This window comes from Pseudovibrio sp. M1P-2-3, from assembly GCF_031501865.1.
GTDB lineage: Bacteria > Pseudomonadota > Alphaproteobacteria > Rhizobiales > Stappiaceae > Pseudovibrio > Pseudovibrio corallicola.
The window spans coordinates 3277723-3301624 of the sequence record NZ_JARRCW010000001.1; the positions used below are offsets into that span (position 1 = coordinate 3277723).

Consider the following 23902-nt stretch of genomic DNA (forward strand, 5'->3'; position numbering starts at 1 on the left):
AGCTAGTCTTCCAAGTAAGTGCGGTTGCGCGAGACAAAGGCTGGCTTTGCATCACTTTGCTCACTAAATGCTTCCACAATAACAGTCCAGTTGCCTGCTGCAAGGTGTTCAAGATTGCCAACATAGCGTCCCACCTTCTGTTCCAGCAATGGCACCACCACATCGGTTGTTGTGATTGTGGGACGCTGGAACGTTACCTGAACTTTTTGCGGGGAAATCGGGTTCCCCTCTTTATCCAAAGCATCCAAACCAATGTTCACACTGCCATCGTTATTGCGGTTCACCTGCGCATTGACCTGCCAGCCACGCACAGCCTGTGCTTTGGCTCTAGCAATCTCGCTGTTGTAACCTTGGCTCACTTCATAGGAGCTTTCCACTTCCAAGCCGGGAAATGTCTCCACCGCGATATAGATCAGATAGGCATTGGCTGTAAAAATGATCCCGAAGAAAGTGCAAAAGGCGGCAAGTACATGCCAACCTTTAATGGTTCTTGGGCCGGTGCCTTGTGTTGTACTAGAAGAAACTGCCATGTTTTTATCCTCTTCCGGGATACCCGCAGGTATCCCGGTGATGGGGGAAGGATAGACAAAAGCCTATTTACTATCAGGTCCACGGAAGAAATCACCAATAACGCGGCTTTCTCCCGTATTCGGGTTTTCAAGTTTGAAGTTGAACGGCGTTGTGTCGGGCATTGTCGTGCCTTTTGGCGAGAACAACAAAACACGTACAGCTCGGGTGGTATCTGGTCCAATATCCAGCAGTACTTGCTCGCTGTTGGCTTTTGGGGAACCTACGACTTGCATAAAGCTGCCTTCCGGCATGCCTTCCATACTCAACACAAATTGCTGATCTTCCGGAACACGGTTCATCATGCGCACCGTAAAGCCGTTGCGGATAGAGCGGTCATTTTGAACCACGTAAATCGGATTACGATCATGAACGACAGTTAAATCTACATAGCGGCGGTTCATCAGATTGTAGATCATCAATGCGCTCATGCCGATGATGATCAACGAGTAGATGACTGTTCGAGGACGAATGATCTTGAACTCTGGCTCCAGCCCCTGCTCTCGCCGCTCGATATTCATATCCGTATCGTAAGCGATCAAGCCGGTTGGCTTGCCAACCTTGGTCATCACATTATCGCAGGCGTCAATACACAGGCCACACTGGATACAATCAAGCTGAACACCGTCACGGATGTCCACACCGGTAGGGCACACATTCACGCACTGATAACAGTCAATACAATCACCAGCTGACAGCCCGTGGGCTTTGCGCTTCTCGTTTTCCTTCAGGTGTCCGCGTGGTTCACCGCGGTCATAGCGATACGTCACGTTCAAGGCGTGCTCATCGGTGAGCGCTGCCTGAATACGAGGCCAAGGGCACATATAAGTACACACTTGCTCGCGCATGATCCCTGCAAGAGAATAAGTGGTAAAGGTTAGAATACCGATCCAGATATAGGCGGACCAAGACGCCTGCCCTGTCGCTAGGTCGAGCACCAGAGAGGGAGCATCGGCAAAATAAAGCACCCAAGCACCGCCGGTCCACCATGCGATCAGCAGCCAAATAAAATGCTTTGAAACTTTCTTTGTAACTTTTTCGGCGGACCAAGGAGCATGGTCCAGCGCGATACGCTTGCGTCTGTCCCCTTCAATCAGGCTTTCCACGCGCAGGAAAAGGTCTGTCCATACGGTTTGCGGGCACAGATATCCACACCAGACACGCCCTGCAACGGCATTCATCAAGAAGAGGATTACAGAGGCCATAACAAGCAGACCTGCTATGTAAAACACCTCTTGCGGCCACATATCGAGAAAAAAGAAATAGGCGCGCTTGCGCTCAAAATCAATCAGGACGGCCTGATTGGGCAGGTTGGGGCCACGGTCCCACCGGATAAAGGGCAGAAAATAATAAATTCCGAGGGTTACCGCGAGTATAGCCCACTTAATGTTTCGAATTCGGCCTTTAACTTTTGCTGGATAAATTTTGGCTGCAGACGCAAACCAACTTTCATTCTCAGGATTGGCGGGATCAACATCCATTTTCATGGCCGGTATGCCTATATCTTTTTAAAATGGGGAAGCCGGCACGAAAACCGCGCCGACTTATATCACTTTGTCAGAATATTACTGACCGCCACCAAGGGAGTGGACGTATACAGCCAAGGATTTGACTGTTGTCTCACCCAGACGATCGATCCAGGCTGGCATAACGCCGTGGCGTGGATTGTTCACCTGAGCTGCAATATCCTCTACGGAACGGCCGAACACCCAGCTTGGGTTGGTCAGGTTTGGCGCGCCAAACTCCTGCAACCCTTTAAGATCTTCACCGTGACAGGCTGCACAGTTATCCGCATAAACGGTTTTACCTGCTTCAAGATCTGCACCACCAAGAGCTGACAGGCCAGCCGCTTTGCCCACAAAGCTTGCAACATTGCGAATTTGCTCTTGATCGAGCATTTCATCGCGTCCGAATGCCAACATTTCGCCCACACGAGTATCTTCATGCTCAGAGCGGATACCGTAGGAGATGGTTTGAGCGATATCGTCCAGCGTACCGCCCCAGATCCAGTTGTCGTCCTGCAGGTTCGGGTAGCCAACAAAGCCTGTTGCACCGGTACCGTGACAAGGCGCACAGTTGTCAGCAAAAGCTGCACCACCTGCGGCCATGGCAAACTCGAGAAGCTTTGGCGTGCTCTGGATTTCTTCCAAAGACGCGGTCATCAACTCGCCACCAAGCGCTGCACGCTCGCCCATTGCCTGCGAATACTCTGCAGCCACCTGCTCGCGCTGGGAAGCGCCGAGGAAGCCTTTGGTATAGCTGTCAACAAGCGGCCATGATGGCATCAAGATCATGTAGCCAATTGCCCACACAATACAGCCGTAGAACATGTAGAGCCACCACCGTGGCAGCGGGTTGTTCAGCTCTTTCAAGCCATCCCACTCATGCCCTGTGGTCTCCACGCCAGAAATTTCATCAATTTCTCTATTATGATCGGACATCAGTCGTCCTCCCTAAGCGGTATCTGAGAGGCTTCTTCAAAGGTACCCTTATTCCCCGGCCAAACAGCATAGAGAACTACGCCTGCGAAAATGGCCATGAAGTATAATAGACCACCAGTTTGTGCGAATCCCGCAAGTAACTCATAGGTCTCGTTCATTGCGCTCTCCGTTATCTCAAGTTCGCTTTTTCGTCGTAGAGTTTGAAGTCCACGAGCGTGCCAAGCATTTGCAGATAGGCCACAAGAGCGTCCATTTCGGTAACCTTGGACGGGTCACCATCATAGGCACGAACTTTTGCGGATGGATAGCGCTCTTCGAACGCATAAGCGGCATCTGTGTCAGGCTGAGCCTGCGCAAAAAGATCCGCCTGAGCCTGTTCGACCTGCTCGTCGGTGTATGGAACACCGTACATGGCATTGACCTTCAGGTGATCTTTAATGTCACGTCCGTTGACCTCTGTTTTCGCAAGGAAAGGATAGCCCGGCATAACAGATGTTGGCGACACTGAGCGTGGATCGATCATGTGATCAACATGCCAGTCATCGGAGTACTTACCGCCGATACGGGCAAGATCAGGACCTGTACGCTTTGACCCCCATTGGAATGGACGGTCATACATGCTCTCTGCTGCCAGAGAGTAGTTGCCGTAACGCTCCAGTTCGTCGCGCAAAGGACGGATCATCTGTGAGTGACAGGCGTAGCACCCTTCACGCACGTAGATATTCCGGCCCACCAGCTCCAACGGCGTATAAGGACGCATTCCTTCGGTCTTTTCGATTGTGCTCTTGAGGTAGAACAGAGGCACAATCTCGACCAGACCACCGATGGAGATCATCACCACGATGCCCACAATCAGCATCAAGGAGTTTTTCTCGAATATTTGGTGCTTTTTCCAAGCAGACATTATGTATCTCCTGACTACTCGGCTGCCGCCAACGCAGCGGTCGGCATGCTTTGGGTTTCGACATTTTCACCGCGACGAGCAGTCATGATGAGGTTGTAAACCATGATGAGTGCACCAGTGAGGAACAGCGTACCGCCAACTGCGCGCATCACGTAGAACGGATGCATGGCGTCCACTGTGTCAATGAAGGAGTACTCAAGGAAACCAAGGCTGTCATAGGCACGCCACATCAGACCTTGCATGATACCGGAAACCCACATGGCACAGATGTAAAGGGTGATGCCCAGTGTGGAAATCCAGAAGTGCCAGTTTACCAGACGCATGGAGTAGACGTCCTTCTTGCCATAAAGCCATGGCACCAGCGCATAGAGCGCACCGAAGGAGATGTAGCCAACCCAGCCAAGCGCACCGGCATGAACGTGACCGATTGTCCAGTCTGTGTAGTGAGACAGGGAGTTTACTGCGCGGATGGACATTGCCGGACCTTCGAAGGTGGCCATGCCGTAGAACGCAACAGATACAACCATCATACGCAGAACCGCATCGGTACGCAGCTTATCCCAAGCACCGGACAGGGTCATCAGACCGTTCAGCATACCACCCCAAGATGGCATCCACAGGATAATTGAGAAGGTCATACCCAAAGTGGAAGCCCACTGTGGCAGCGCTGTATAATGCAGATGGTGAGGGCCAGCCCAGATGTACAAGAAAATCAGGCCCCAGAAGTGTACGATGGACAGGCGGTAGGAATATACCGGACGGCCCGCACGCTTAGGGATGAAGTAGTACATGATAGCCAGAAAGCCAGCTGTCAGGAAGAAGCCTACAGCGTTGTGGCCATACCACCACTGCACCATGGCATCCTGAACACCGCCCCAGACAATGTAGGACTTAGAAGAGAAGATGTTCACCGGTACTGACGCGTTGTTAAACACGTGCAAAACAGCAATCGTGATGATGAAAGCCAGATAGAACCAGTTTGCCACATAGATATGCGGTTCTTTACGACGCCAAAGAGTGCCGAGGAACACAAACAGATATGCTACCCAGACAATTGTCAGCAGCCAGTCAGCATACCATTCAGGTTCAGCGTATTCTTTACCGTGGGTTACGCCCAGAAGGTACCCGGTACCAGCAATAACAATAAACAGGTTATAGCCCAGAATAACAAACCAAGGCGCAATGCTTCCAACCATGCGGGCGCGGCAGGTCCGCTGCACCACATAGAACGATGAGGCAATCAGAACGTTACCGCCAAACGCAAAAATCACAGCTGAGGTGTGCAGTGGACGCAGACGACCAAAATTAACCCAAGGAAGGTCAAAGTTCAGGACAGGATAAGCCAACTGGAAAGCAATAATGCAGCCCACCGTAAATCCTGCAATGCCCCAGAAGGTCGCGAGCCATGTACTGGCGCGAACCGGACCGAAATTGTAGTTAGGCTTCCCATCGATTTCTAAAGGTGCTGGCGTATTGGTGCCATCGAAGTAACGACGAAAAATATAAAAAGCACCAGCTGCCGCACCAACTGCGATCACAGATGCATGAAATGCTAAAACCTGATCGTAGGTCTTGCCGGCCACAATCAAACACATCAACGCAATGAGTGTTAGGAATCCGGCAAAGCCGCCCTCCTCAAGCGTTATGTATCTGGCCTTACGTTCTGTCATGACGTGAGCCTCATTCTCAATATAGAATCGGATTCCGGATTGAATCTCTGTTACGTTAAAGTAGGGATGGCAAAATGCCTCGCCCTTGATCGAGATCAAATTCGCCGGGTTCTCTATAATAAAATTGTTCTAAATTGTTGATTAAGGAGTTTTACGTATATTGCCAATCGCAATAGCGCCACATTTCTCAATCAGCGTTGGAACTAGGTTTTCTTTCCCAAAAGAAAATTAGTTACAAATGGCAAAAGAACCACCATTCCCATGTACCGAACCAACTGATGTGTAGCCACGAATGCAGGGTCGAAATCCAGAATGAATGCCATCAGCGCCATCACCTCCATGCCCCCCGGTGCATACGCCAGAAGCAGTTGACCAAACGGTATTTCCAGCGCTTGTGACACCGCAAAGGCAATAGCGGACGAGGCTAGGATTCCCGCGAGAAAAGAGCCCAACGCAACCACAGACCACCGGCGCAAGTCACCTAAGGGAATGCCCGCAAACCTTGTACCAACAAGAGTGCCCAATCCCACATAAAACGGGAGCGTCAACCACTGAGGAAGAACGACGGTCACCACGCCGCTGCCAGCTAGAATTGAGCTCACAAAAAATGCCCCCGTCAATAGAGGCGCTGGCAGCGATATTTTATGTGCAAAATTGGCACCCAAGAGGCAAAGAGTCGCAATTATGCCAAGCTCGAAGGGTGTGGACAATTCCCGAATTGCGACTTCATGACCCGAAATATCCTGCACACTTGACAAAAGTGAAGGCACGAAGAGCACAAGAATGATTAACCTGAGGAGCTGAACTGTCATAATCGGGGCTAAATTTGCCTGGCGTTCTTCCGCCACCGCAACAACGAAACCAAGCGCACCGGGAATGGAAGCAAAATAGGAAAGGTCGCGCGCCCAACGACACACAAAAAACAAAAAAGAGAAGGAGGCTAACGTAATTACCCCAACCACAATAGGGATCAGCCCAATTGTGACGGGCCAGGATCCAATCCTATCCAGAGTATCTGGCGTAACGGCTTGCCCCATTGCAATGCCAATTCCAAACAGGCAAATATCTCTTAGCCGATCAGGGAAAGCGAGCGGTACCTTTACAGCCCCTGCTATGGCAAGGGCCAGAACCGGCCCTGATAAAGCAGCTGCCGGCAGTTGAAGCATAGTGAACACCAGTGCCCCTAAAGACCCGATGATTATAGCAAATAGTGTTTGACTTAGCTGGCTCTCTTTTAACTGATCTACTGCGGCTAATTTCATATAGGACCTTTTTGATTATTGCGAACGGAAGGGGAACAACCCCCGTAGGCGCACAGAATATACAACCCAAAGAAGAAAAGTTCAAATTGTCGAACCTTTACCGCAGCCCAGATGCGCGTACATTGGCCCGAAAATTTGCCGAGAGCTCTCAAAATTCCAGTTACTCAAAACACCCAGTATCTGGTAACAGTTTTCGCAACATTTACAGTTTACTGTTACATTACAAGTAGGCGTCTCATTTTTATCGAACTTAACATTTAGCATTCCCTTTAGGCTTCTGTAAGAAGTTTAGAAACAATGCAGGCAGAACCCGTCGAGATTAGATGATGAAAGGAAAGTTATGCGCTTCCTTGTTAAAGCAACTATTAAACCTGAGGTTGATAAATCTCTCATTATCTCAAAACTCCCGCTAGCCAATGCCGCCGACCAAAAACGCCTTGCTGATGGAATACAAGAGAATCTAGCACTGGTTGCGGCCGACCGGTCTGCTGGCTGGGTCATCCTTCATGCGGATTCAGAAGCAGCATTGGAAGCAATCTATGCAACCATGCCTCTCAATGACTATCAAGATTATGAGGCGGTCCATATCCTTGATGAAAAAGATAACTAGGAAAAGACTGAGACCGTTTTCACCGCCTAAAGTGGTGCGTGTAATGAGCTCCATTCACCACCCTCACCCTACTTCCAATTCAACACAGTTACGGCTCGAAACCCCAAGTTTTTCGCCAGATCTACGAGATTAAGCAGTTTATAGGCCCGCCTTTGACCTCGATCAAAGTTCGTCTATCCAGATCTGAGTATTTTACCTCAATGACCGATCTAGAGACGCGCTACGCGACGCGTAATGTTCCGCGCTACACCTCCTATCCCACAGCTCCACATTTCTCCAATGCTGTGACAGCGACAGAATATGGCCAGTGGCTGAAAGAGCTGCCAAAGGAAGAGCCTCTCTCTCTTTATTTGCACGTGCCCTTCTGTCGGGAGATGTGCCACTATTGCGGCTGCAACACCAAGGCAACCAAGAAGATGGCACCGGTGGTCGCGTTTGCGGAAACACTTTTGCAAGAAGTTGATCTTATGCGGGAGTATCTGGGAACCGGTCGGCCCGTTCACCACCTCCATTGGGGCGGCGGAACCCCCAGCTTGCTGCCACGGGACTATTTCCTGAAGCTCACTGAAAAGCTGAAGAGTTACTTTGACTTTTCACCACAGATCGAACATGCAATCGAACTGGACCCGCGTACAGTTACACCCTACCTTGCCGAAACTCTAGCCATGGCAGGCATTAACCGCACCAGCTTGGGTGTTCAGGATTTTGATCTGGACGTTCAAACGGAAATTGGCCGTATTCAGCCGCTTGAGCAAGTGCAAAAAGCCGTTATGGCCCTGCGCGGCGCGGGGCTTGAAGCTATCAACTTTGATCTGATGTATGGCCTGCCTTGCCAAAGCGAAGAGTCCATTCGCAAAACGGTTGAATATACCCGCGAACTTGGCCCCAGCAGGGTGGCATTGTTTGGCTACGCCCATGTGCCATGGTTCAAAAAGCACCAGCGTTTGATTGATGAGAAAAAACTTCCGGGAACTCAGGAGCGCATCGCGCTGGCTGATATTTCCCGCAATGCGCTTTTGGATGCCGGTTATGAAGCTATCGGACTGGACCACTTTGCCCTGCCTGATGATGAAATGGCCATTGCCCTGAAAAGAGGGACTTTGCGCCGGAACTTTCAAGGATATACAACCGATACCGCCGACACCCTGATCGGGTTTGGCCCAAGCTCTATCGGTTTTCTTCCCTATGGATACATTCAATCGGACCCAAGCACCCGCAACTGGACCCGCGCCATTGAAGAGGGGATACTCCCGACCTCAAAAGGCATTGCTATTGACGACGATGACCGGTGCCGTGCAGCCATCATCGAGCGTTTGATGACGGTCTACCATGTGGACGTTGAAGAAATGGCAAAACGCTTCAACATGAAACTGGGGGATTTTGCTGAAAGTTTTGAGGCGCTGGAACCACTGGAAACCGATGGACTGGTGCAGGTGAGCGGCGCGCGGGTTCAGGTGAGCGAACAAGGTCAGCGGTATATCCGTGTGGTCGCCGCCGCTTTCGATGCCTACCTGAAAGCCCAGATGGCACAACATTCGGTTGCCGTTTGATTGGAAAAGTAACTTTTGAGAATGTACTCTTTGCCCCTTCCTTCATCCGAAGGGGCAAAGTATGAGGAATGCTAATGCATTCCTGTCAGCTGACAGATGCTGCAAATATTTTGAATGTGAATGCTGTCATGCTTCTCGACTGAAATGAGACCTTTTCGCTTCATCTGGGAGATTACGCGGCTAACGGTTTCAATGGTCAAGCCCAGATAATCAGCAATTTCCTGACGCGTCATAGACAAAATTACTGTCTTTGCATCCGGCTCATTTTCCTTTGCCGGCCCTGTACACCCGATACCACCACGATCGGGAACCAAGCTCATGAGAAAGCTTGCCACACGCTCCATTGCGGATTTACGACCCAGAAGAACTGTGTGATCGTGCAGATGTTCCATTTGGGTCAGCAGGCAGCGGTTAACGTAGTGCTGCATTAGCGGAGAGGTTTTTATCTCACGCCCTTCATAGACCTGCAGCTCCACACCTGTGAGAGCTTCAGCAGTACAATCAAAAAGCTCACGATTAGAGAAGCCCAACATGTCACCTTCCCGCACAAGGTAGACAATCTGGCGCCGCCCATCGGGAAGCAATTTATAAAGCATCACCACACCTGAAATAACTTCATAGATACGGTCGGCCTTATCTCCCTCATAGAAAAGCACATCATGAGGTTTCATTTGCTGGCGGCGGCCATTGCCATTGTTCGGTCGGCCAAAAGCAGCGGCATGCGTTCCCACATACTCGCTCTCAAATCCGTTCAATACGTTAGCACGCTCCATAGTCCCTCCTCACACCTTTACAGGTGGCATGGTTGCATGTTGCAGGGAGGTACGGGGTCTATGAACGGCCCTGCCGATATTCCTGCAATGTCAGATATCAATTCACCAAGGAATTTGAGAGTATAGATGAAGGAAATGTGGAAATTTGCAATGAGACTTTGAGAGCCAAAGTGTCGCAGGCTTGAAACGAAACTTGATCCAAAGCAAAGAAACCAACTCCGGACTACTTTGGCAAAAATTCCAAAATATGTTTCTCTTCCAATGGTTTACGCAAAATATTGCCAATACCATTCTCATGAACAATTCGATCTAGATCAAATTGGGAGGAACCTGAGATTGCGACAATTTGCGCAGGCACCAGCGTCTGCCTCAGCTTGTTGATAACCCGTTCACCGGGCATATCGGGGAGTTTTAGATCAATAAAAACAACATCTCCCTCCCGCGGCGTTACGCTTGACATGAAGCTACCCCCGTCAGCAAAGGAAATGGCATGATGGCCCAATCCCTCCAAAAGGAGAGAAAGAGCATCCCGGACCCCCCGATCATTCTCGACTATGTAAATCACGCGTCCCCCACACACAATACGATAGCAAAGCGAAAATATTCGAAACAACTTCTCAAATATTTTACGCGCCGGCAATCTAGCCTATTGTCTAAGTATTGAAGTGAGCAATAACCTTTATAAGCAAATTTACTTACAAGGATAGATTTACATAACTATACTTAAAATCAACCAGTAAGAACAATCCGAACCAGATCTGCTGCATTGCGAGCACCCAGTTTTTCCATTATTCTAGCACGGTGTACTTCCACAGTACGCGGTGAAATCTTTAAATTACGCCCGGCTTCCTTGTTAGAAGCGCCTGATGTAATCTCGCCCAGCACCTGTCGTTCGCGCGGAGTAAGATTTTCAGCTCCCGGGAATGTGAAGTCTGTCTCTGCAGCGTTGGCTCCGTTGGATGCAATGGCCTCACGCACGCGGGTTACAACACCTTCCACATCAAACGGCTTCTCAAAGAAGTCATAGGCACCGTTTTTAATTGCCTCAACTGCCATGGGAATATCGCCCTGACCGGAGATAATGAAGACCGGCGCTGCAAAATGTTCTGCATGCAGCTGCTTCAAAATATCAATTCCAGATCGGCCTGGCATGTGAACATCAAGAAGAACGCATGTGGGAGCTTCCTGCTCAACCGCAGCAATAAATTCCTCGGCGTTGGCATAGGCACCAACATTGTACCCCTCTGTTTGAAACAGGAGAGAAAGTGCATCCCGAACGGATGGATCGTCATCTACGATATGGATCAGAGACGGCAAAGATGTCATTGCGCATGTCCTTCATTCTTTTTATTAATCGACACTCTCTGTGTCACTTTTCATTACTATGGTTGGGAGCCTCAGAACAAAGGTCGCCCCTTTTCCTTCTTCAAAGGGTTCCACATATAAATCGCCTCTATGGTTTTGAGCGATACTACGGGAGATGGCAAGGCCAACTCCCATACCGCGCCGCTTTGTCCCACTAAAGGCTTTGAACAGATAGGCAGCGGCCTTGTCTTTAATTCCTGGGCCACTATCCGTGACTTTTATAAGGACATCAGTGCCATCACGCTCCACGTAAACACAAACATCTTTAACATCACAGGTTTTGACTGCCTCTGCCCCATTTCGAATAAGGTTGATGAGGATTTGCTGAACCTGAACCACATCCATTTCGATGGACAGGTCCTCGTCTTCAAAATCCGTCCGGAATGTAACCTTGGAATCTTTGTAACCCAGAGAAATAAGGTTCAAGCACTCCTGAATCACCCCTAACAAAACACAGCTTTCACGCACCATGCCCTGTTTTTCAACGAAGTTACGCATACGCTGAATAATGCCGCTTGCGCGCCTTGCCTCGTCCACTGCTTTTTGCATCAAAAGGTTCAGCTGCTCATCTTCCTTGCCAATCGCTTTTGCCCTGCGGGCTGCGGTTTGCAGGTAGAGCATAATTGCGGTGAGAGGCTGGTTTACCTCGTGGGCAATGGCGGCGCCCATTTCGTCCAGTGCATTGACCCGGGTCATCTTTATCAGATCCGCCTGCATTTCGTGAATGCGGGCCTCAGAACGTTTCTTGGGGCGCAGATCTCTCAAGATTCCGACGAACTGCTGCCCTTCTGGGGTACTAGCATCCCCAACGGAAAGCTCTACAGGAAACTCCATGCCGTTTTTGCAGCGGGCTTTCACTTCACGCCTGCTGCCCATAACTGTTGCCTCACCCGTCTCCACATAGCGGAGAATGAACCCATCATGCTTGCGCGCTTGTTCCTTCGGCATCAAGATAGAGACGTTTTTGCCGAGTATTTCGTCTCCACTGTAACCGAACAGGTGCTCACAAGCCTTATTGTAAAGCAGGATCTTTCCCTTGCAGTCGATAACAATAATGCCATCAACAGCGGTAGACAGCACGCTTTTTAAACGCGCATTCGAGGTCATTTTATTACCTTCAACGATCATGTATTGCTCATGCTGGCACAAGTCGCTTCCCATTAACATCGGAGTATTGATTACGTGCTATCCCATGCATCCGTGTGGGTCAATTATTGCGGGCCTCTGCCAAACTGTCGCAGTTCCAGTTGCAAGGACATCCCTTCGGTAGCCAAGACCTTCCCCAAAGTGCAAAAAAGAGGAAGAAAAGAGCTCAAAATATCTCCTAGAGGCATTCACTGGACCCGACAACCGCCTGCGCACCTTATTCACTTTAAACAGCAGGGACTTATAGCCTTTTTCAAGTCCGCTCCCCTCTTTTCAAGACAGGAATACACATATCACTCAGCTCAATCCCTCGGAATATTCAAAACGTCATTCAAGCACAAATAAAAAAACCCTTGCCCTCACGCCTCCCCAATTAGGCCTATTTGTCGCAGGAATTATCCAACGCCAACTATCGCTTAGCTTGCCCTATGGACACTACTTAGAGGTTTGAGGCGAAAGGCCCCTTTCCTCTGCTTGCAATCATGTTTAAAACCTTCGCGAGCATCAAAAACCATATAAACGCTGAGGGAGAGAAGAGTGCTGCAAGGTGAGGTTGTCATTCTCGTATCCTTTGTCTACATGGTCATCCTTTTTCTGATCGCCAGCATTGGCGATAAAGTAACCAGACAAAGAGATTACAGCCTTAAGGGGCGTCCTCTCATTTATGCGCTATCGCTGTCTGTCTATTGTACGTCCTGGACTTTTTTCGGCTCCGTTGGCAATGCGACCCGAAACGGCATCGAGTTTTTTGCACTCTACTTGGGCCCCATACTGGTCTACCTCTTTGCCATCCCCCTAATTCGAAGAATTATACGGCTGTCGAAGACAGAGAGTATTACATCTGTTGCGGATTTCATGTCCGCTCGTTATGGCAAAAGCCGGCGCGTGGCGGCGGCTGTAACTCTCATCGCCGTTATCGGCATGATCCCTTACATCGCCCTGCAATTGAAGGCTGTTTCCCTCTCCATGGAGACCATAATTCATGGAAGTGATTTTATTGAACAGGGGCTCTTCTTCAACTTCTTTGGTGACAAAGCCTTTGCTGTTGCCCTTGGCATGGCTGTTTTTACATGGTTCTTTGGAACCCGACACATTGAAGCAACTGAGCATCAGCACGGGTTAATGCTTGCGATCGCCACAGAAGCAGTTGTAAAACTGGCCGCCTTTCTCATTGTGGGTATCTGGGTCATTTTCTGGCTCTTTGACGGTCCCGGCGATCTTTTATCCAAGGCTATGGCAAACTCAGCCTCCAGAGGGACACTTCAATGGGGAACCATGGGAAATTGGGTGGCGATTTCCTTACTATCCATGATGGCTATTTTGCTGCTTCCAAGGCAGTTTCATGTCACAGTTACGGAAAACAACAGCCTTCAGGATCTCAAGAAAGCACGATGGCTGTTTCCGCTCTACCTGTTGGCCATAAGTATTTTTGTTTCCCCCATCGCCCTTGCCGGAACACTCTTAATGGATGGGCAGATCACGCCCGACATGTTTGTATTGGGGCTTCCTCTCCAACAAAACGCTGATCTGATTGCCCTGATCGTTTTCATTGGCGGGCTCTCAGCCTCCACAGCCATGGTCATTGTGACCACAGTCGCCCTCTCCATTATGATCTCCAATGATCTGGTGATGCCCCTTATTCTGAGCCGGAGAAGTGAAGACGAGATTATCTCTACCTCCGCAAAAGGGTTCAGCGGCGAGATTTTGAATATTCGCCGCATGTCCATCTTCCTGATTATTCTTTGCGGCTATGGCTATTACAAGGTTGCGGAGGATAGCACCGCTCTTTCTTCCATTGGACTATTATCGTTTGCAGCCATTGCCCAGCTTGGCCCTGCCTTTTTCGGCGGCCTGATATGGCGCCGCGCCAACGCGCGGGGGGCATTGGGAGCCATGGTTCTCGGTTTCGCTGTATGGGCCTACACCCTATTCTTGCCAACCCTGACAAGGGGGGGATTTCTAGATACCATGTGGTTGGAGCAAGGCCTGTTCGGACTGGCCATTCTCAAGCCGGAAGCGCTGTTTCTGAGCGAGATGCCTCCATTTTTCCATGGTGTAATCTGGAGTTTAGGCCTTAATATTCTATGCTTCATTCTCCTGTCCTACTCCCGTTATCCAAGAGCAATTGAGCGCTTGCAGGCCAATACTTTTATCCCTGCCCAAACACTACAGTTTCAATCCGTCAACTCCTGGCGCTCCGCCATAACTGTCGGTGACCTGCAATCTACGCTCACCCGATATATCGGAGAGGAACGAGCTCAGCGTTCCTTCAACACCTACGCTAAAAAATACGGGTGCTCTCTGGATCCCTATGACGATGCAGATGCCTCCATACTTCGTTTTACCGAGCAGGTTCTGGCCTCTGCAATTGGCTCGGCCTCTTCCAGACTGATCCTCTCCCTGCTTATAAAAAGGCGGGATACCAATTCAAAAGGTGCTCTTAAGCTACTGGATGATGCGACGGAAGCAATTCAGTACAACCGCGACCTTTTGCAAGTAGCTCTTGAGCAAATGCAACAGGGCATAGCTGTCTTCGATAGTGATCTGAAACTCATTTGCTGGAACCGGCAATTCAGGGAACTTCTCACGCTTCCACAAAGCTTCGGGCAAGTTGGTATCTCCCTTCAAGCTGTAATCATGCATTACGTTTACCAAGGAGAGTTCGAAATAGAAGATCCGGAAACGGAAGTTGAGCGCCGGTTGGAAAACTTCACAGGTGCCCAACTCACCTATCAAGAAAACCTGAGGAACCCTGAGAAAGTTCTGGAAGTTAAAACAAGCCCCATGCCACAGGGCGGCATTGTGATCACCTTCAGTGATATCACTGTTCGCGTCAGCGCGGAAAGAGCTCTCGAAAAAGCAAATGAAACTCTGGAAAAAAGAGTAAGGGAGCGTACCCAGCAGTTAACGTTGTTGAACCAGAAGCTTGAGGAAGCCAGCCAGAGCACCAAGAGGGCCTATCAGGACAAAACCCGTTTTCTGGCTGCTGCAAGTCATGATATTTTACAGCCACTGAACGCAGCCCGTCTTTACTCCTCTACCCTCTTGAACCAGCTGGACACGGGAAATAGCTTCAAGCCGGATCATCTGCGCAATATCGGGGACGCCCTCAATTCAGTGGAGGAAATTATCGGCGCGGTGCTGGATATATCCCGACTTGATACGGCAGCTTTTCAACCAGATATCTCCACCTTCCGGCTGGATTCCATTCTTGATCCTTTACGCAACGAATTCGCAGCCATAGCTGCCGAAAAATCATTGCGCTTTACTGTCGTTGCGACAAATCATTCCGTTCGATCAGACAGGCTCCTGCTGCGTAGGTTGCTGCAGAACCTCATGTCCAACGCTCTGAAGTACACGGACAAAGGCGGGATTGTCGTGGGGTGCCGTCCACGGGGCAGCAACAAGCTGTCACTGGAGGTTATTGATAGCGGTATTGGAATACACTCCGATCACCAAGAAGCAATCTTCAGAGAGTTTCACCGGCTTGATGACGGGGCCCGTATTGCTCCCGGACTGGGCCTTGGCCTCTCCATTGTAGAGCGGGTGAGCAAAGTGCTAAACTTACCCATCCGTGTCGAATCTCTGGAAGGGAAAGGAACGCGGTTTTCTATTGAGTTGGAATGCGCACAGGAAGTTCCGGAAGCCATGAGCGCCCCCGCCATTCCCCAGACACTGGCCTTGGCAGACGTTAAATACATTCTTGTAATCGATAATGAACCGCAAATACTGAAAGGTATGGAAGCGCTCCTCACATCATGGGGGTGTCAGGTATCGACGGCGGATAGCGAAGCATCGGCTTTGAGAATGCTGCGTGAGAAAAACCGCTCGCCAGATGTAATTCTGGCAGATTATCACCTGAATGATTGTACTGGACTGGACGTGGTTTCAAACTTGCGTAGAAAACTGGACAGGCCAATACCGGCATTTTTAATTACGGCTGACCGCAGCAAGGAAGTGCGCCAGTCGGCCGCAAACCAATTGATTGGTGTTCTCAATAAACCGCTGAAACCAGCAGCACTTAGAGCCCAGCTTTCACGAATAAAGACACTAGCTTAGATTGTATTTCATGAGAGATATCCTAATCTAATGATGTAAGTGCAAGAAGCTAAGTTCAAATAAACGCCGCGCACGTCATCACTCAAAAGGGTTAGGGAGCAAGCTCCCCCCTTCTGGACGTAAATAATTACATTAATAAAATCAGCCGGTTACCAACTCTGCCAGTTGCCCCGCTTCCAGCCTTGCCGCTGCGATAACAGCCTGCGTTCGACTTTCAACGGCTAACTTTTGCAAAATCGCAGAAACATGCGCCTTAACAGTTGCCTCGGAAACGGACAACTCATAGGCGATCTGTTTGTTCAGCAAGCCTTGGCTAAGCATCATCAGCACCCGCACCTGTTGTGGTGTCAGGCTGGCCATGCGCTGAGCCATTTTGGCTTCATTACTGTCACTGGTCAGGTCAATATGGGAAGGAACCCAAATTCCCCCCTCCAAAATACTATTAACCGCTTCTTCGATGAAGTTAACGCCTAAGGATTTTGGAATATAACCAGAAGCACCAAACTCCATTGCACTTCGAACAACTGCAGGATCTTCATTCCCCGAAACCACAACAATCGGCACGCCGGTATATTGGGCCCTCAAAAACATAAGCCCTGAAAACCCTCGCATTCCCGGCATGGAGAGATCTAGAAAAATAAGATCAATATCTTCTTCCAAGTCCAGTGTATGGCAAACGTCTTCCAAAGTTCCAACTTCAAAGATCTGGACATTCTTGAAAAACTTTTCTACCGCCTGCCGCAGTGCTCCGCGAAACAAGGGATGATCATCTGCAATAATAAATCGGTGGGCCGCAGAAAACACGCTACGCTCCTCCATTGTTGTTTTTGGAGAAAAGACTATTGGTTTACCCCCCAAATAGCTTTCCCGTTATCTTCGCAGGCACTTTTTACAGTTTAAAACTGACACTGCGAACCTCCTGTGAGACACCTCAACCCTTTGGGTGATATCCCTCAATTGAATTAAACGTATCCGCAATCATCAATCAAGGCTTAAGTGTCGTAAATTGTAATTGTGTCAACCTTAAATTGATTAAAACATCACTTACCTAATTCAAATAATAATAAAATCAGTAAATACACAGAAATATGTGCACATAAAATAAATATACTACCGAATCTACTGGACACTTAATCAGCAAAGCCCACTTCTATTCAGGAATTGATTTATACACTCCGACAGATATTCCTTGAACCTGTCTTTGAACTGATTGACCTATTATTCCAGATTGGGAGTTTTTATGGGGAACAAAGTAGGTCGATTTTTTAAGAGAAATAAGTCTCAGGTTCGCATAGCTCTCTGGATTGCCCTAGCATTTTTGGTATGCATCCTCCCCCCACTGCTTGTAGTGAGTTTAAATCACATTCAAATTTTCGGTTTCCCCTTTGGATATTTGCTCACAACCCAGTTGGTTTCCTGGGGGCTTGTTGCCTTAATGTGGTGGACAGGACATAGCCAGCACATTGTAGATATGCCATGCATTTTGGTGGAGAAATCGCACTCGGAGAGAACGTCAAGGGGGCTTAAGTGATTACTCCCCATCGGGTAGACAAGGCACTTCATCTGCGGCCCAAACTATTCCTAGTTTTTTTCTGTCTCTATATCCTCATTCTTCTGGCTCTGGAGCGGTTTGGTCTTGATGAGCTAAGTCTGGAATACCTCCTGTTAGCTCCGCTCTTAATTCTCTACATCGGTACCGGCCTTTCCTCAGGACCGGTCAACCGCTCACGCTTTTTCGTAGCAGGACATGTAGTATCAGCCCCCCTCAGTGGTTTGGCGGCGGCAGCGTGCTGGTTATCTCCATTGTTCTTTTTTGGCGCTGCAGGTGCGCTCTTTATGGGAGGACTGCAAGGATTCGCATTTATTGGTGGTTTGGCAGGTGGCTTCATTATCATTGCCCTGCTTATAGCTCCCTATTTGCGCAAGAGCGGGGACCTAACACTCCCATCATTTTTTGCCAACCGTTTCGGCGGAAATACGATCCGGATCCTATCCTCCATTATCCTAATAAGCAGCTTACTCCTTTATCTAATTGCTCAGTTCTATGCCTTTGGCTTTCTCTCCTCCAGATATCTTAATCTGGATCTGAAAACGGCAATCTACCTAGGTGCGGCGGCTGCGCTTGCGCCCTGCGTCTTTGGCGGAATGAGAAGTGTGATCAATGTTCAATCGATCCAATATATTGTGATCGCATTGGCGCTTGCACTCCCGGTAACAATATTCAGCATACAGTTTGCTGAGATTCCAGTGCCCCAGCTTTCCTATGGAACTGCCCTGACCGATCTGGCTGAACTGGAACAACGGTGGACGAGCTCCCCTCTCGTTGAACTTCCCAAATCAATGGTCAATTTCGAGAGCTCAAGCTTTGCGAGATTTTTCTCCCTAACACTCACCCTAATTCTGGGCACTGCTTCTTTTGCACATCTGCTCATGCACTTCACCACCTCTCCCAATGAAAAGGACAGCCAGAAGTCAGTGAGTTGGGCATTGTTCTTTGTTGTAGTTATTGCCTCTTTAGTGCCAGCCTACGTGTTTTTTACAAAGCTAGAATTTTACCAGCATGTTATTGGCAGTAAGATAGACGAGCTCCCCTCTTGGATTTACCTAATAGGAAGCCACGGTCTTATAGACATATGTGGGAGCGCTGCAAGCTCCGTAGACGCTCTTTGGCTCGCATGTAAGGATATTGAGGGCAATACTGGTGTGGTACGGCCGCAAGACATCAGCGTAAACTCCAGCGCAATTCTTTTAATCCTCCCCTTGATTGCAAACACTTCGAAAGTCATTCCCCTTCTGCTGCTGGCAGGACTCCTAACTGCCGCAATTTCCACCGCAAACAGCTTGCTCATCACAATATCCAACTGTATTTGCGAAGATATAGGCCGTAAAACACTCTTGCACCGTCTCCCCACCCATTCGCAAATTCTGTTGAGTAGGATCTTTCTAGTTGGCACAGCCCTATTTGCAACATGGGCCTGTTTCAACCTTCCGGCAAATCCTCTTGATCTTGTTTTATGGGCCTTCTCCCTTGCAGCTGCTGGTTTTTTCGCTCCATTGGTGCTGAGTATCTGGTGGAAGTCGTGCACACGTACCGGAGCCCTAGGTGGTATGGCTGTAGGTTTTATCTGGTCACTTGGCTATATTCTCTCCGCCCACTTCGACGTACTCCCCGTATGGCCGAGCATTGACGGTACCACTGTCGCGCTTGCCTCCGTTCCCCTTAGTTTTGCAATAACCACAATCTTGTCATTGCTAACCACGTCTTCTGCGCGGACAACGCAGCCATTCCTTGATACCATCCCTGTTACCGGGAAAGACCATAAATAATCCACCTCCCAATCAGCCTTCAAAGCTTCGGCAGGAAAGGCAACAAATTGGTAAGAGCACGTCTTAACTTTCTTAAGCTGCTATTTACCAGCCCCTGTAACATATGCCCCGCTAAACACTCCATTATTACCCATCCTACGACTTTTTGAGTGAAATCTCTAAGAAACGGCGGAGTAATAGAGGCATGAATTTTGTTATAATGTCGAGGTGCCCGCTAATTGACAAAAGATTCAGTTAATGAAGTCTGCAAAAAGAGCAAAGCATTCATTTTTAATGGATTTACCCCTATGGCTACTCACAGACATCAGAATGCGTCTGGAAGTGTTGGCCATCATTTGCCTTATCAATTTTCTGAGCCTCCTGCCCATTGAAGTGGCCTCCACCATACCGGGCAAGCTTCTGCGATGGTTCGCTCCGTTTTCCAACCGTCACAAACGAGCGCGTAAAAACCTGATAGCAATATTTCCCTATTGTACAGTTCAGCAGCGCGAAGCACTCCTTCGTCATATGTGGGAGAATATGGGGCGTGTTTTCGGTGAACTCCCTTTTCTCTCACAAATCGCAAGTAACCCAAACCGCATGCACATCGAAAATATCGAGGGGATACGAGTAATTCTCAAAAAAAACAAAGGGGTCATTGCCGTCTCCGGCCATTTCGGCAATTGGGAGCTGGGCGCGGCACCATCCTTTCTTCTGGATCAGCCGCAACTCAGCATCTATCGGGAGATTAATAATCCCTATGTAGACAAATACCTCAAAAGATACCGCGAGAAGATCTGTCCAACGGGCCTTTTACCCAAGGGCAATCATAGTTTAAAAACTGCCGTAAGAGCTTTGAGACAGGGCTATGTTCTGGGGATGCTGATTGACCAAAGGCACTCGCAAGGTTTAACCGTACCCTTTCTGGATCGCCCAGCGGAAACCACCCATGCACCAGCTCTACTGGCATATCGCAGAAATACGCCAATTGTTGCTGCAGTTATCATCCGCACCCAAGGTGTCCGCTTCAAAATGATGTGGCGAGAAATTTCCTATAAAAAAACAGGGAATAGCAAAGAAGATATTAAAGCCATCACTGTAGCGATAAATCGTCAGCTTGAATGCTGGGTGCTCCAGTATCCTGAACAATGGCTATGGTCACACAGCCGCTGGAAACGCCGCAAACAGAGAGAAAAGAAACAAGCCACCGCTGCCGTGCCTACTGAGGCCTAATTTTCCAGTTGTTTACCTCATTTTAAATTCACAGTTCGCTCTTGTCATTTCGCAAAATTATCAATTCTACAATCACGACCAACACAAGGGAGACTTTTATGGATACATTGTACCAAACTGCCTATTCCAGTGTATTCCGGTTCTGCGGCGTTTACACTGTCGGTACTCTCCTGATTATGGCTGGTCTGAGCTTTGACCTGACTTCGTCATTCAGAACAGGCGCTCTGCTGCTCATTTTTTTAAGTGGCATTCTGCTTTTCAAAGCCTGGCGTATTCCACACTTTACAGATCACGGAAAAACAGAGTTTCTTGCAATGGAGGAACACGGAAGTGAGCGAGAACCAACGCTAGCTCCCTCACAAACAGATGCCTTGTGCTGTGCCTATTTCCATTTTTCTAAAATCTCCGCAGTTCTGGCCGTGTCTATCTGGTTAATAAGCCTTATTTCTGCCTTAGCCGATTAAGGAGCCAAATTGGCAGCTAGTCTCCCACATAGTGTAAAGTCACCGAGCGGTGATGCGCTTCATAGCGATGTTCCGCAAGGTAAACAGTTTGCCATATTCCAAGATCCATTCTCCCACCTAACACTGGAATCTGCTCACTCACACTTGTGAGGATGGTTTTCACATGCGCTGGCATATCATCGGGCCCTTCATCACAGTGGAGCCAGTGATTATTTTCTGGAGCCAATTGATCCAGCGCCTTTTGCAGGTCCAGCTGCACTCTTGGATCCGCATTTTCCTGAATAATCAACGAAGCAGAGGTATGGCGGACAAATATTGTCAAAAGCCCGTCTTTGGCATGCACCTGCCGTAGCCAACCATCTATGTCACTGCGAATATCCAGCAACTCCTTCCCCTTAGTTTCAAGGTGAAGCCTTCCAATATATTGCTTCAAAGGCCCCTCGTAGGCAGCAAAGGTTTGGCTAATACTGTCTTTGGGCTTCCTGCTGTAATCTGCCATAGAGACTCCTCGTAACTATTGAGATTATTTTTTTATCACGTACCGGTTATCGGCTGGTTCTCCTCCAAACAACCTGACATTATACTTCTCATAGAGCGCCAAAATAATCACAGTTCAGGGGAAGCTTGATGCCTAGCCCATTTAAGATGATAGAGGTTGATCCAAAATTTACAGAGGAAGCTCGGCAATTCAACATCAAGCTTACAGACCAAATAAGATCTCTACCCGATATGTGGGAGTTCCCCCCCTCGGTTATCCGCGAGCGTCAACTTCAAACCTTCCTGTCGCTTACCCCAGATCAAGACGACCTAAAAGCAGAAACAATTACTATAAATGGACCAAACGGTTCCATTGAGTTGCGCTATTATAAAGCCTCTTCAGGAAACGTGAGGGAGGTGTACCTTCACATCCACGGAGGTGGATTTGTCTTTGGGTCCGCCGCCGAACATGACCCGGAGCTTAAAGAGATCGCCACTAATTTCGATATTGATGTGGTATCTATAGACTACCGTCTTGCCCCCGAGTATCCATATCCCCACGGGCCTGACGATTGCGAAGCTGCAGCTCTTTGGCTTTTGAACGAAGGTAGCAAGGCCCATGGCTGGGCCTCTTTTGCAATTGGAGGAGAAAGTGCCGGTGCTAATCTTGCGGTGGTCACTCTCATGCGACTGAGGGACAAACACAATCTGACCCCGTTCAAAGGCACTGTTTTGACCGGTGGATTCTTTGACGCGAACCTCACGCCAAGTGCAAGGCAATGGGGGGATGAACCTCTTGTTATGACAACAAGGGATATTGAAATGTGTATACGCCATTATCTTGTAAGAGGTAATGATCCATTTAGCGGTGACATTTCACCTCTTTATGGAAAACTACACAATCTCCCTCCTACTTTGATCAGCGTGGGCACTAAAGACCCACTACTAGACGATAGTCTTTTTCTTGCCTCTCGCATGCAGGTTGCAGGATCACAAGTAGACGTGGAAATCTACGAACAAGGTTGCCATGTCTTTCAAAGTTTCGATCTGGCACTTGCAAAAATTAGTAGAAAAAGGATAGATACCTTTCTGAAGAGCCGCATGAGTTCAAAACTTTGAACAGTATTTATGCCGGATAACGACTTAATTACAACCTAAAGTTTATTAGACCCAAGGGACAAGTAATGCCTGCATTGGAAACACTCCTGTCGTTTGTCAACACATGGGAATGTGATGAAAATGATCATCTGAACGTTCAGTTTTATTTTTCCAAGTTTGAAGAGGCAGATAGACAGTTCCGCCTGATTTCCGGCTTTAACGATTCTTTGGCTGGAGCCCGCAGGGTCAGGCACGTGCGCTACCATGCTGAGTTGCGTGCTGCTGTACCTGTTCAGGTTCGCTCCTACGTGTCGTTTGATGGCCCTCACATGTTGAGTGTCGTTCATGAAATGCTGGACGTGTCTACCGGTTCGATTGCAGCAACCGCAGTTGATGGATACACACCAAACCCGAACACTGCCAAACAGCTGCGTACCCGCTTTCAGGAGTTTGAAGACAACATTTCGGAAAAGGCGGCCCCACGCGGTCTCAGTTCAACCCCTTACACTGGCAAGCCCACAGCCGAAGAGCTTTTGAGTAGTGGCGCCTTTATCACTTGTAGGGCAACTGTTTTGCCGCGTCATACGGGAATTGATAATCGAGCTGACGATTCCTTCGCTGTCGGCTGTTTTTCTGACGCTGCGGCCCATGCATGGGAGCGAACCCCACTCAATACTATGTGGCTGGATGAAAACGTGTGCGGCCGTGTTGCAATGGAACAGAAGCTTTCATGGGTCAGCCCGCTCAAACTTGGGGATTCAACGTACACTTTGACGAGCTTCCTTGGCATTCAAGAGAAAACGGCAACGCTGCGCAACTATATGTTTGAGGCCCGTACACACCGCCTCGTGACAGTGTGCGACACTGTAGCTCTTTTCATGAATCTGGAAACCCGCAATGTTGTTTCCTTGGATGACGATGCAAAAGAAGCTATTTCAGCTCTCCAAGCCAAATAATAGACCGTTAGAGCCCCATCG

Annotated in this window: 21 protein-coding genes; 8 read left to right on the forward strand and 13 right to left on the reverse strand. The window is 48.9% G+C overall.

Annotated features, from left to right (window positions below; translation table 11 throughout):
- Positions 1-2 precede the first annotated feature (2 nt).
- From P6574_RS14330 to P6574_RS14360, 7 genes are all read right to left on the reverse strand, one after another.
- Entirely contained in the window at positions 3-530 is a 528-nt protein-coding gene (locus P6574_RS14330) for a FixH family protein (RefSeq protein WP_310620950.1), read from the reverse strand.
- A gap of 63 nt (positions 531-593) precedes the next feature.
- Positions 594-2048, reverse strand: a complete 1455-nt coding sequence (gene ccoG, locus P6574_RS14335; RefSeq protein WP_310622164.1) for a cytochrome c oxidase accessory protein CcoG — start codon at positions 2046-2048, stop codon at positions 594-596.
- Between the two features lie 84 nt (positions 2049-2132).
- On the reverse strand, positions 2133-3008 hold the full coding sequence (gene ccoP / locus P6574_RS14340; RefSeq protein WP_310620951.1) for a cytochrome-c oxidase, cbb3-type subunit III: 876 nt from the start codon (positions 3006-3008) through the stop codon (positions 2133-2135).
- Positions 3008-3166, reverse strand: coding sequence for a cbb3-type cytochrome c oxidase subunit 3 (locus tag P6574_RS14345; RefSeq protein WP_310620952.1), 159 nt, complete (start codon positions 3164-3166; stop codon positions 3008-3010). The genes ccoP and P6574_RS14345 overlap by 1 nt, the downstream gene beginning before the upstream one ends.
- A gap of 11 nt (positions 3167-3177) precedes the next feature.
- Positions 3178-3912, reverse strand: a complete 735-nt coding sequence (gene ccoO / locus P6574_RS14350; protein WP_310620953.1) for a cytochrome-c oxidase, cbb3-type subunit II — start codon at positions 3910-3912, stop codon at positions 3178-3180.
- A 14-nt stretch (positions 3913-3926) separates the two neighbouring features.
- Positions 3927-5582 carry a cytochrome-c oxidase, cbb3-type subunit I gene (ccoN, locus tag P6574_RS14355; protein WP_310620954.1) on the reverse strand — a complete coding sequence of 552 codons (1656 nt, stop codon included), beginning with the start codon at positions 5580-5582 and terminating at the stop codon, positions 3927-3929.
- 203 nt (positions 5583-5785) lie between these two features.
- On the reverse strand, positions 5786-6844 hold the full coding sequence (locus tag P6574_RS14360; protein ID WP_310620955.1) for an AbrB family transcriptional regulator: 1059 nt from the start codon (positions 6842-6844) through the stop codon (positions 5786-5788).
- Between the two features lie 340 nt (positions 6845-7184).
- On the opposite strand from P6574_RS14360, the gene P6574_RS14365 reads away from it, so the two are divergent.
- Together P6574_RS14365 and hemN are read left to right on the forward strand one after the other, a co-directional pair.
- A complete protein-coding gene (locus P6574_RS14365) occupies positions 7185-7454 on the forward strand; it encodes a hypothetical protein (RefSeq protein ID WP_310620956.1) in 270 nt (89 codons plus the stop codon).
- A gap of 200 nt (positions 7455-7654) precedes the next feature.
- Complete coding sequence (gene hemN, locus P6574_RS14370; RefSeq protein WP_310620957.1) at positions 7655-9004, forward strand: oxygen-independent coproporphyrinogen III oxidase; 1350 nt, start codon at positions 7655-7657, stop codon at positions 9002-9004.
- Between the two features lie 71 nt (positions 9005-9075).
- Here the strand turns inward: hemN and P6574_RS14375 are convergent, their stop codons facing one another.
- The 4 genes from P6574_RS14375 to P6574_RS14390 all read right to left on the reverse strand — a co-directional run bounded on the left by P6574_RS14375 (position 9076) and on the right by P6574_RS14390 (position 12249).
- A complete protein-coding gene (locus tag P6574_RS14375) occupies positions 9076-9777 on the reverse strand; it encodes a Crp/Fnr family transcriptional regulator (protein ID WP_310620958.1) in 702 nt (233 codons plus the stop codon).
- A gap of 223 nt (positions 9778-10000) precedes the next feature.
- Entirely contained in the window at positions 10001-10357 is a 357-nt protein-coding gene (locus P6574_RS14380) for a response regulator (RefSeq protein WP_310622165.1), read from the reverse strand.
- Between the two features lie 149 nt (positions 10358-10506).
- Positions 10507-11103: a response regulator transcription factor gene (locus P6574_RS14385; protein ID WP_310620959.1), complete on the reverse strand. Its 597-nt coding sequence runs from the start codon at positions 11101-11103 to the stop codon at positions 10507-10509.
- 24 nt (positions 11104-11127) lie between these two features.
- Positions 11128-12249 (reverse strand): two-component system sensor histidine kinase NtrB, encoded by a 1122-nt coding sequence (locus P6574_RS14390; protein WP_310620960.1) that lies wholly within the window; start codon positions 12247-12249, stop codon positions 11128-11130.
- Positions 12250-12825: 576 nt separating this feature from the next.
- Between P6574_RS14390 and P6574_RS14395 the strand changes: the two genes are divergently transcribed.
- Positions 12826-16347 (forward strand): hybrid sensor histidine kinase/response regulator, encoded by a 3522-nt coding sequence (locus tag P6574_RS14395; RefSeq protein ID WP_310620961.1) that lies wholly within the window; start codon positions 12826-12828, stop codon positions 16345-16347.
- Between the two features lie 141 nt (positions 16348-16488).
- On the opposite strand, the gene P6574_RS14400 is transcribed toward P6574_RS14395, so the two are convergent.
- Complete coding sequence (locus P6574_RS14400; protein WP_310620962.1) at positions 16489-17166, reverse strand: response regulator transcription factor; 678 nt, start codon at positions 17164-17166, stop codon at positions 16489-16491.
- 708 nt (positions 17167-17874) lie between these two features.
- Here P6574_RS14400 and P6574_RS14405 point away from each other — a divergent pair.
- The 3 genes from P6574_RS14405 (at position 17875) to P6574_RS14415 (ending at position 21350) form a co-directional block, all read left to right on the forward strand.
- Positions 17875-19674 carry a VC_2705 family sodium/solute symporter gene (locus P6574_RS14405; protein WP_310620963.1) on the forward strand — a complete coding sequence of 600 codons (1800 nt, stop codon included), beginning with the start codon at positions 17875-17877 and terminating at the stop codon, positions 19672-19674.
- Between the two features lie 273 nt (positions 19675-19947).
- Entirely contained in the window at positions 19948-20886 is a 939-nt protein-coding gene (locus P6574_RS14410; RefSeq protein ID WP_310620964.1) for a lysophospholipid acyltransferase family protein, read from the forward strand.
- Positions 20887-20984: 98 nt separating this feature from the next.
- Positions 20985-21350: a hypothetical protein gene (locus P6574_RS14415; protein ID WP_310620965.1), complete on the forward strand. Its 366-nt coding sequence runs from the start codon at positions 20985-20987 to the stop codon at positions 21348-21350.
- Between the two features lie 16 nt (positions 21351-21366).
- Here the strand turns inward: P6574_RS14415 and P6574_RS14420 are convergent, their stop codons facing one another.
- Positions 21367-21849, reverse strand: coding sequence for a secondary thiamine-phosphate synthase enzyme YjbQ (locus tag P6574_RS14420; RefSeq protein ID WP_310620966.1), 483 nt, complete (start codon positions 21847-21849; stop codon positions 21367-21369).
- Between the two features lie 128 nt (positions 21850-21977).
- On the opposite strand from P6574_RS14420, the gene P6574_RS14425 reads away from it, so the two are divergent.
- Positions 21978-22946, forward strand: coding sequence for an alpha/beta hydrolase (locus P6574_RS14425; protein ID WP_310620967.1), 969 nt, complete (start codon positions 21978-21980; stop codon positions 22944-22946).
- 65 nt (positions 22947-23011) lie between these two features.
- Positions 23012-23881 carry a thioesterase family protein gene (locus tag P6574_RS14430; protein ID WP_310620968.1) on the forward strand — a complete coding sequence of 290 codons (870 nt, stop codon included), beginning with the start codon at positions 23012-23014 and terminating at the stop codon, positions 23879-23881.
- Positions 23882-23902: the final 21 nt, after the last annotated feature.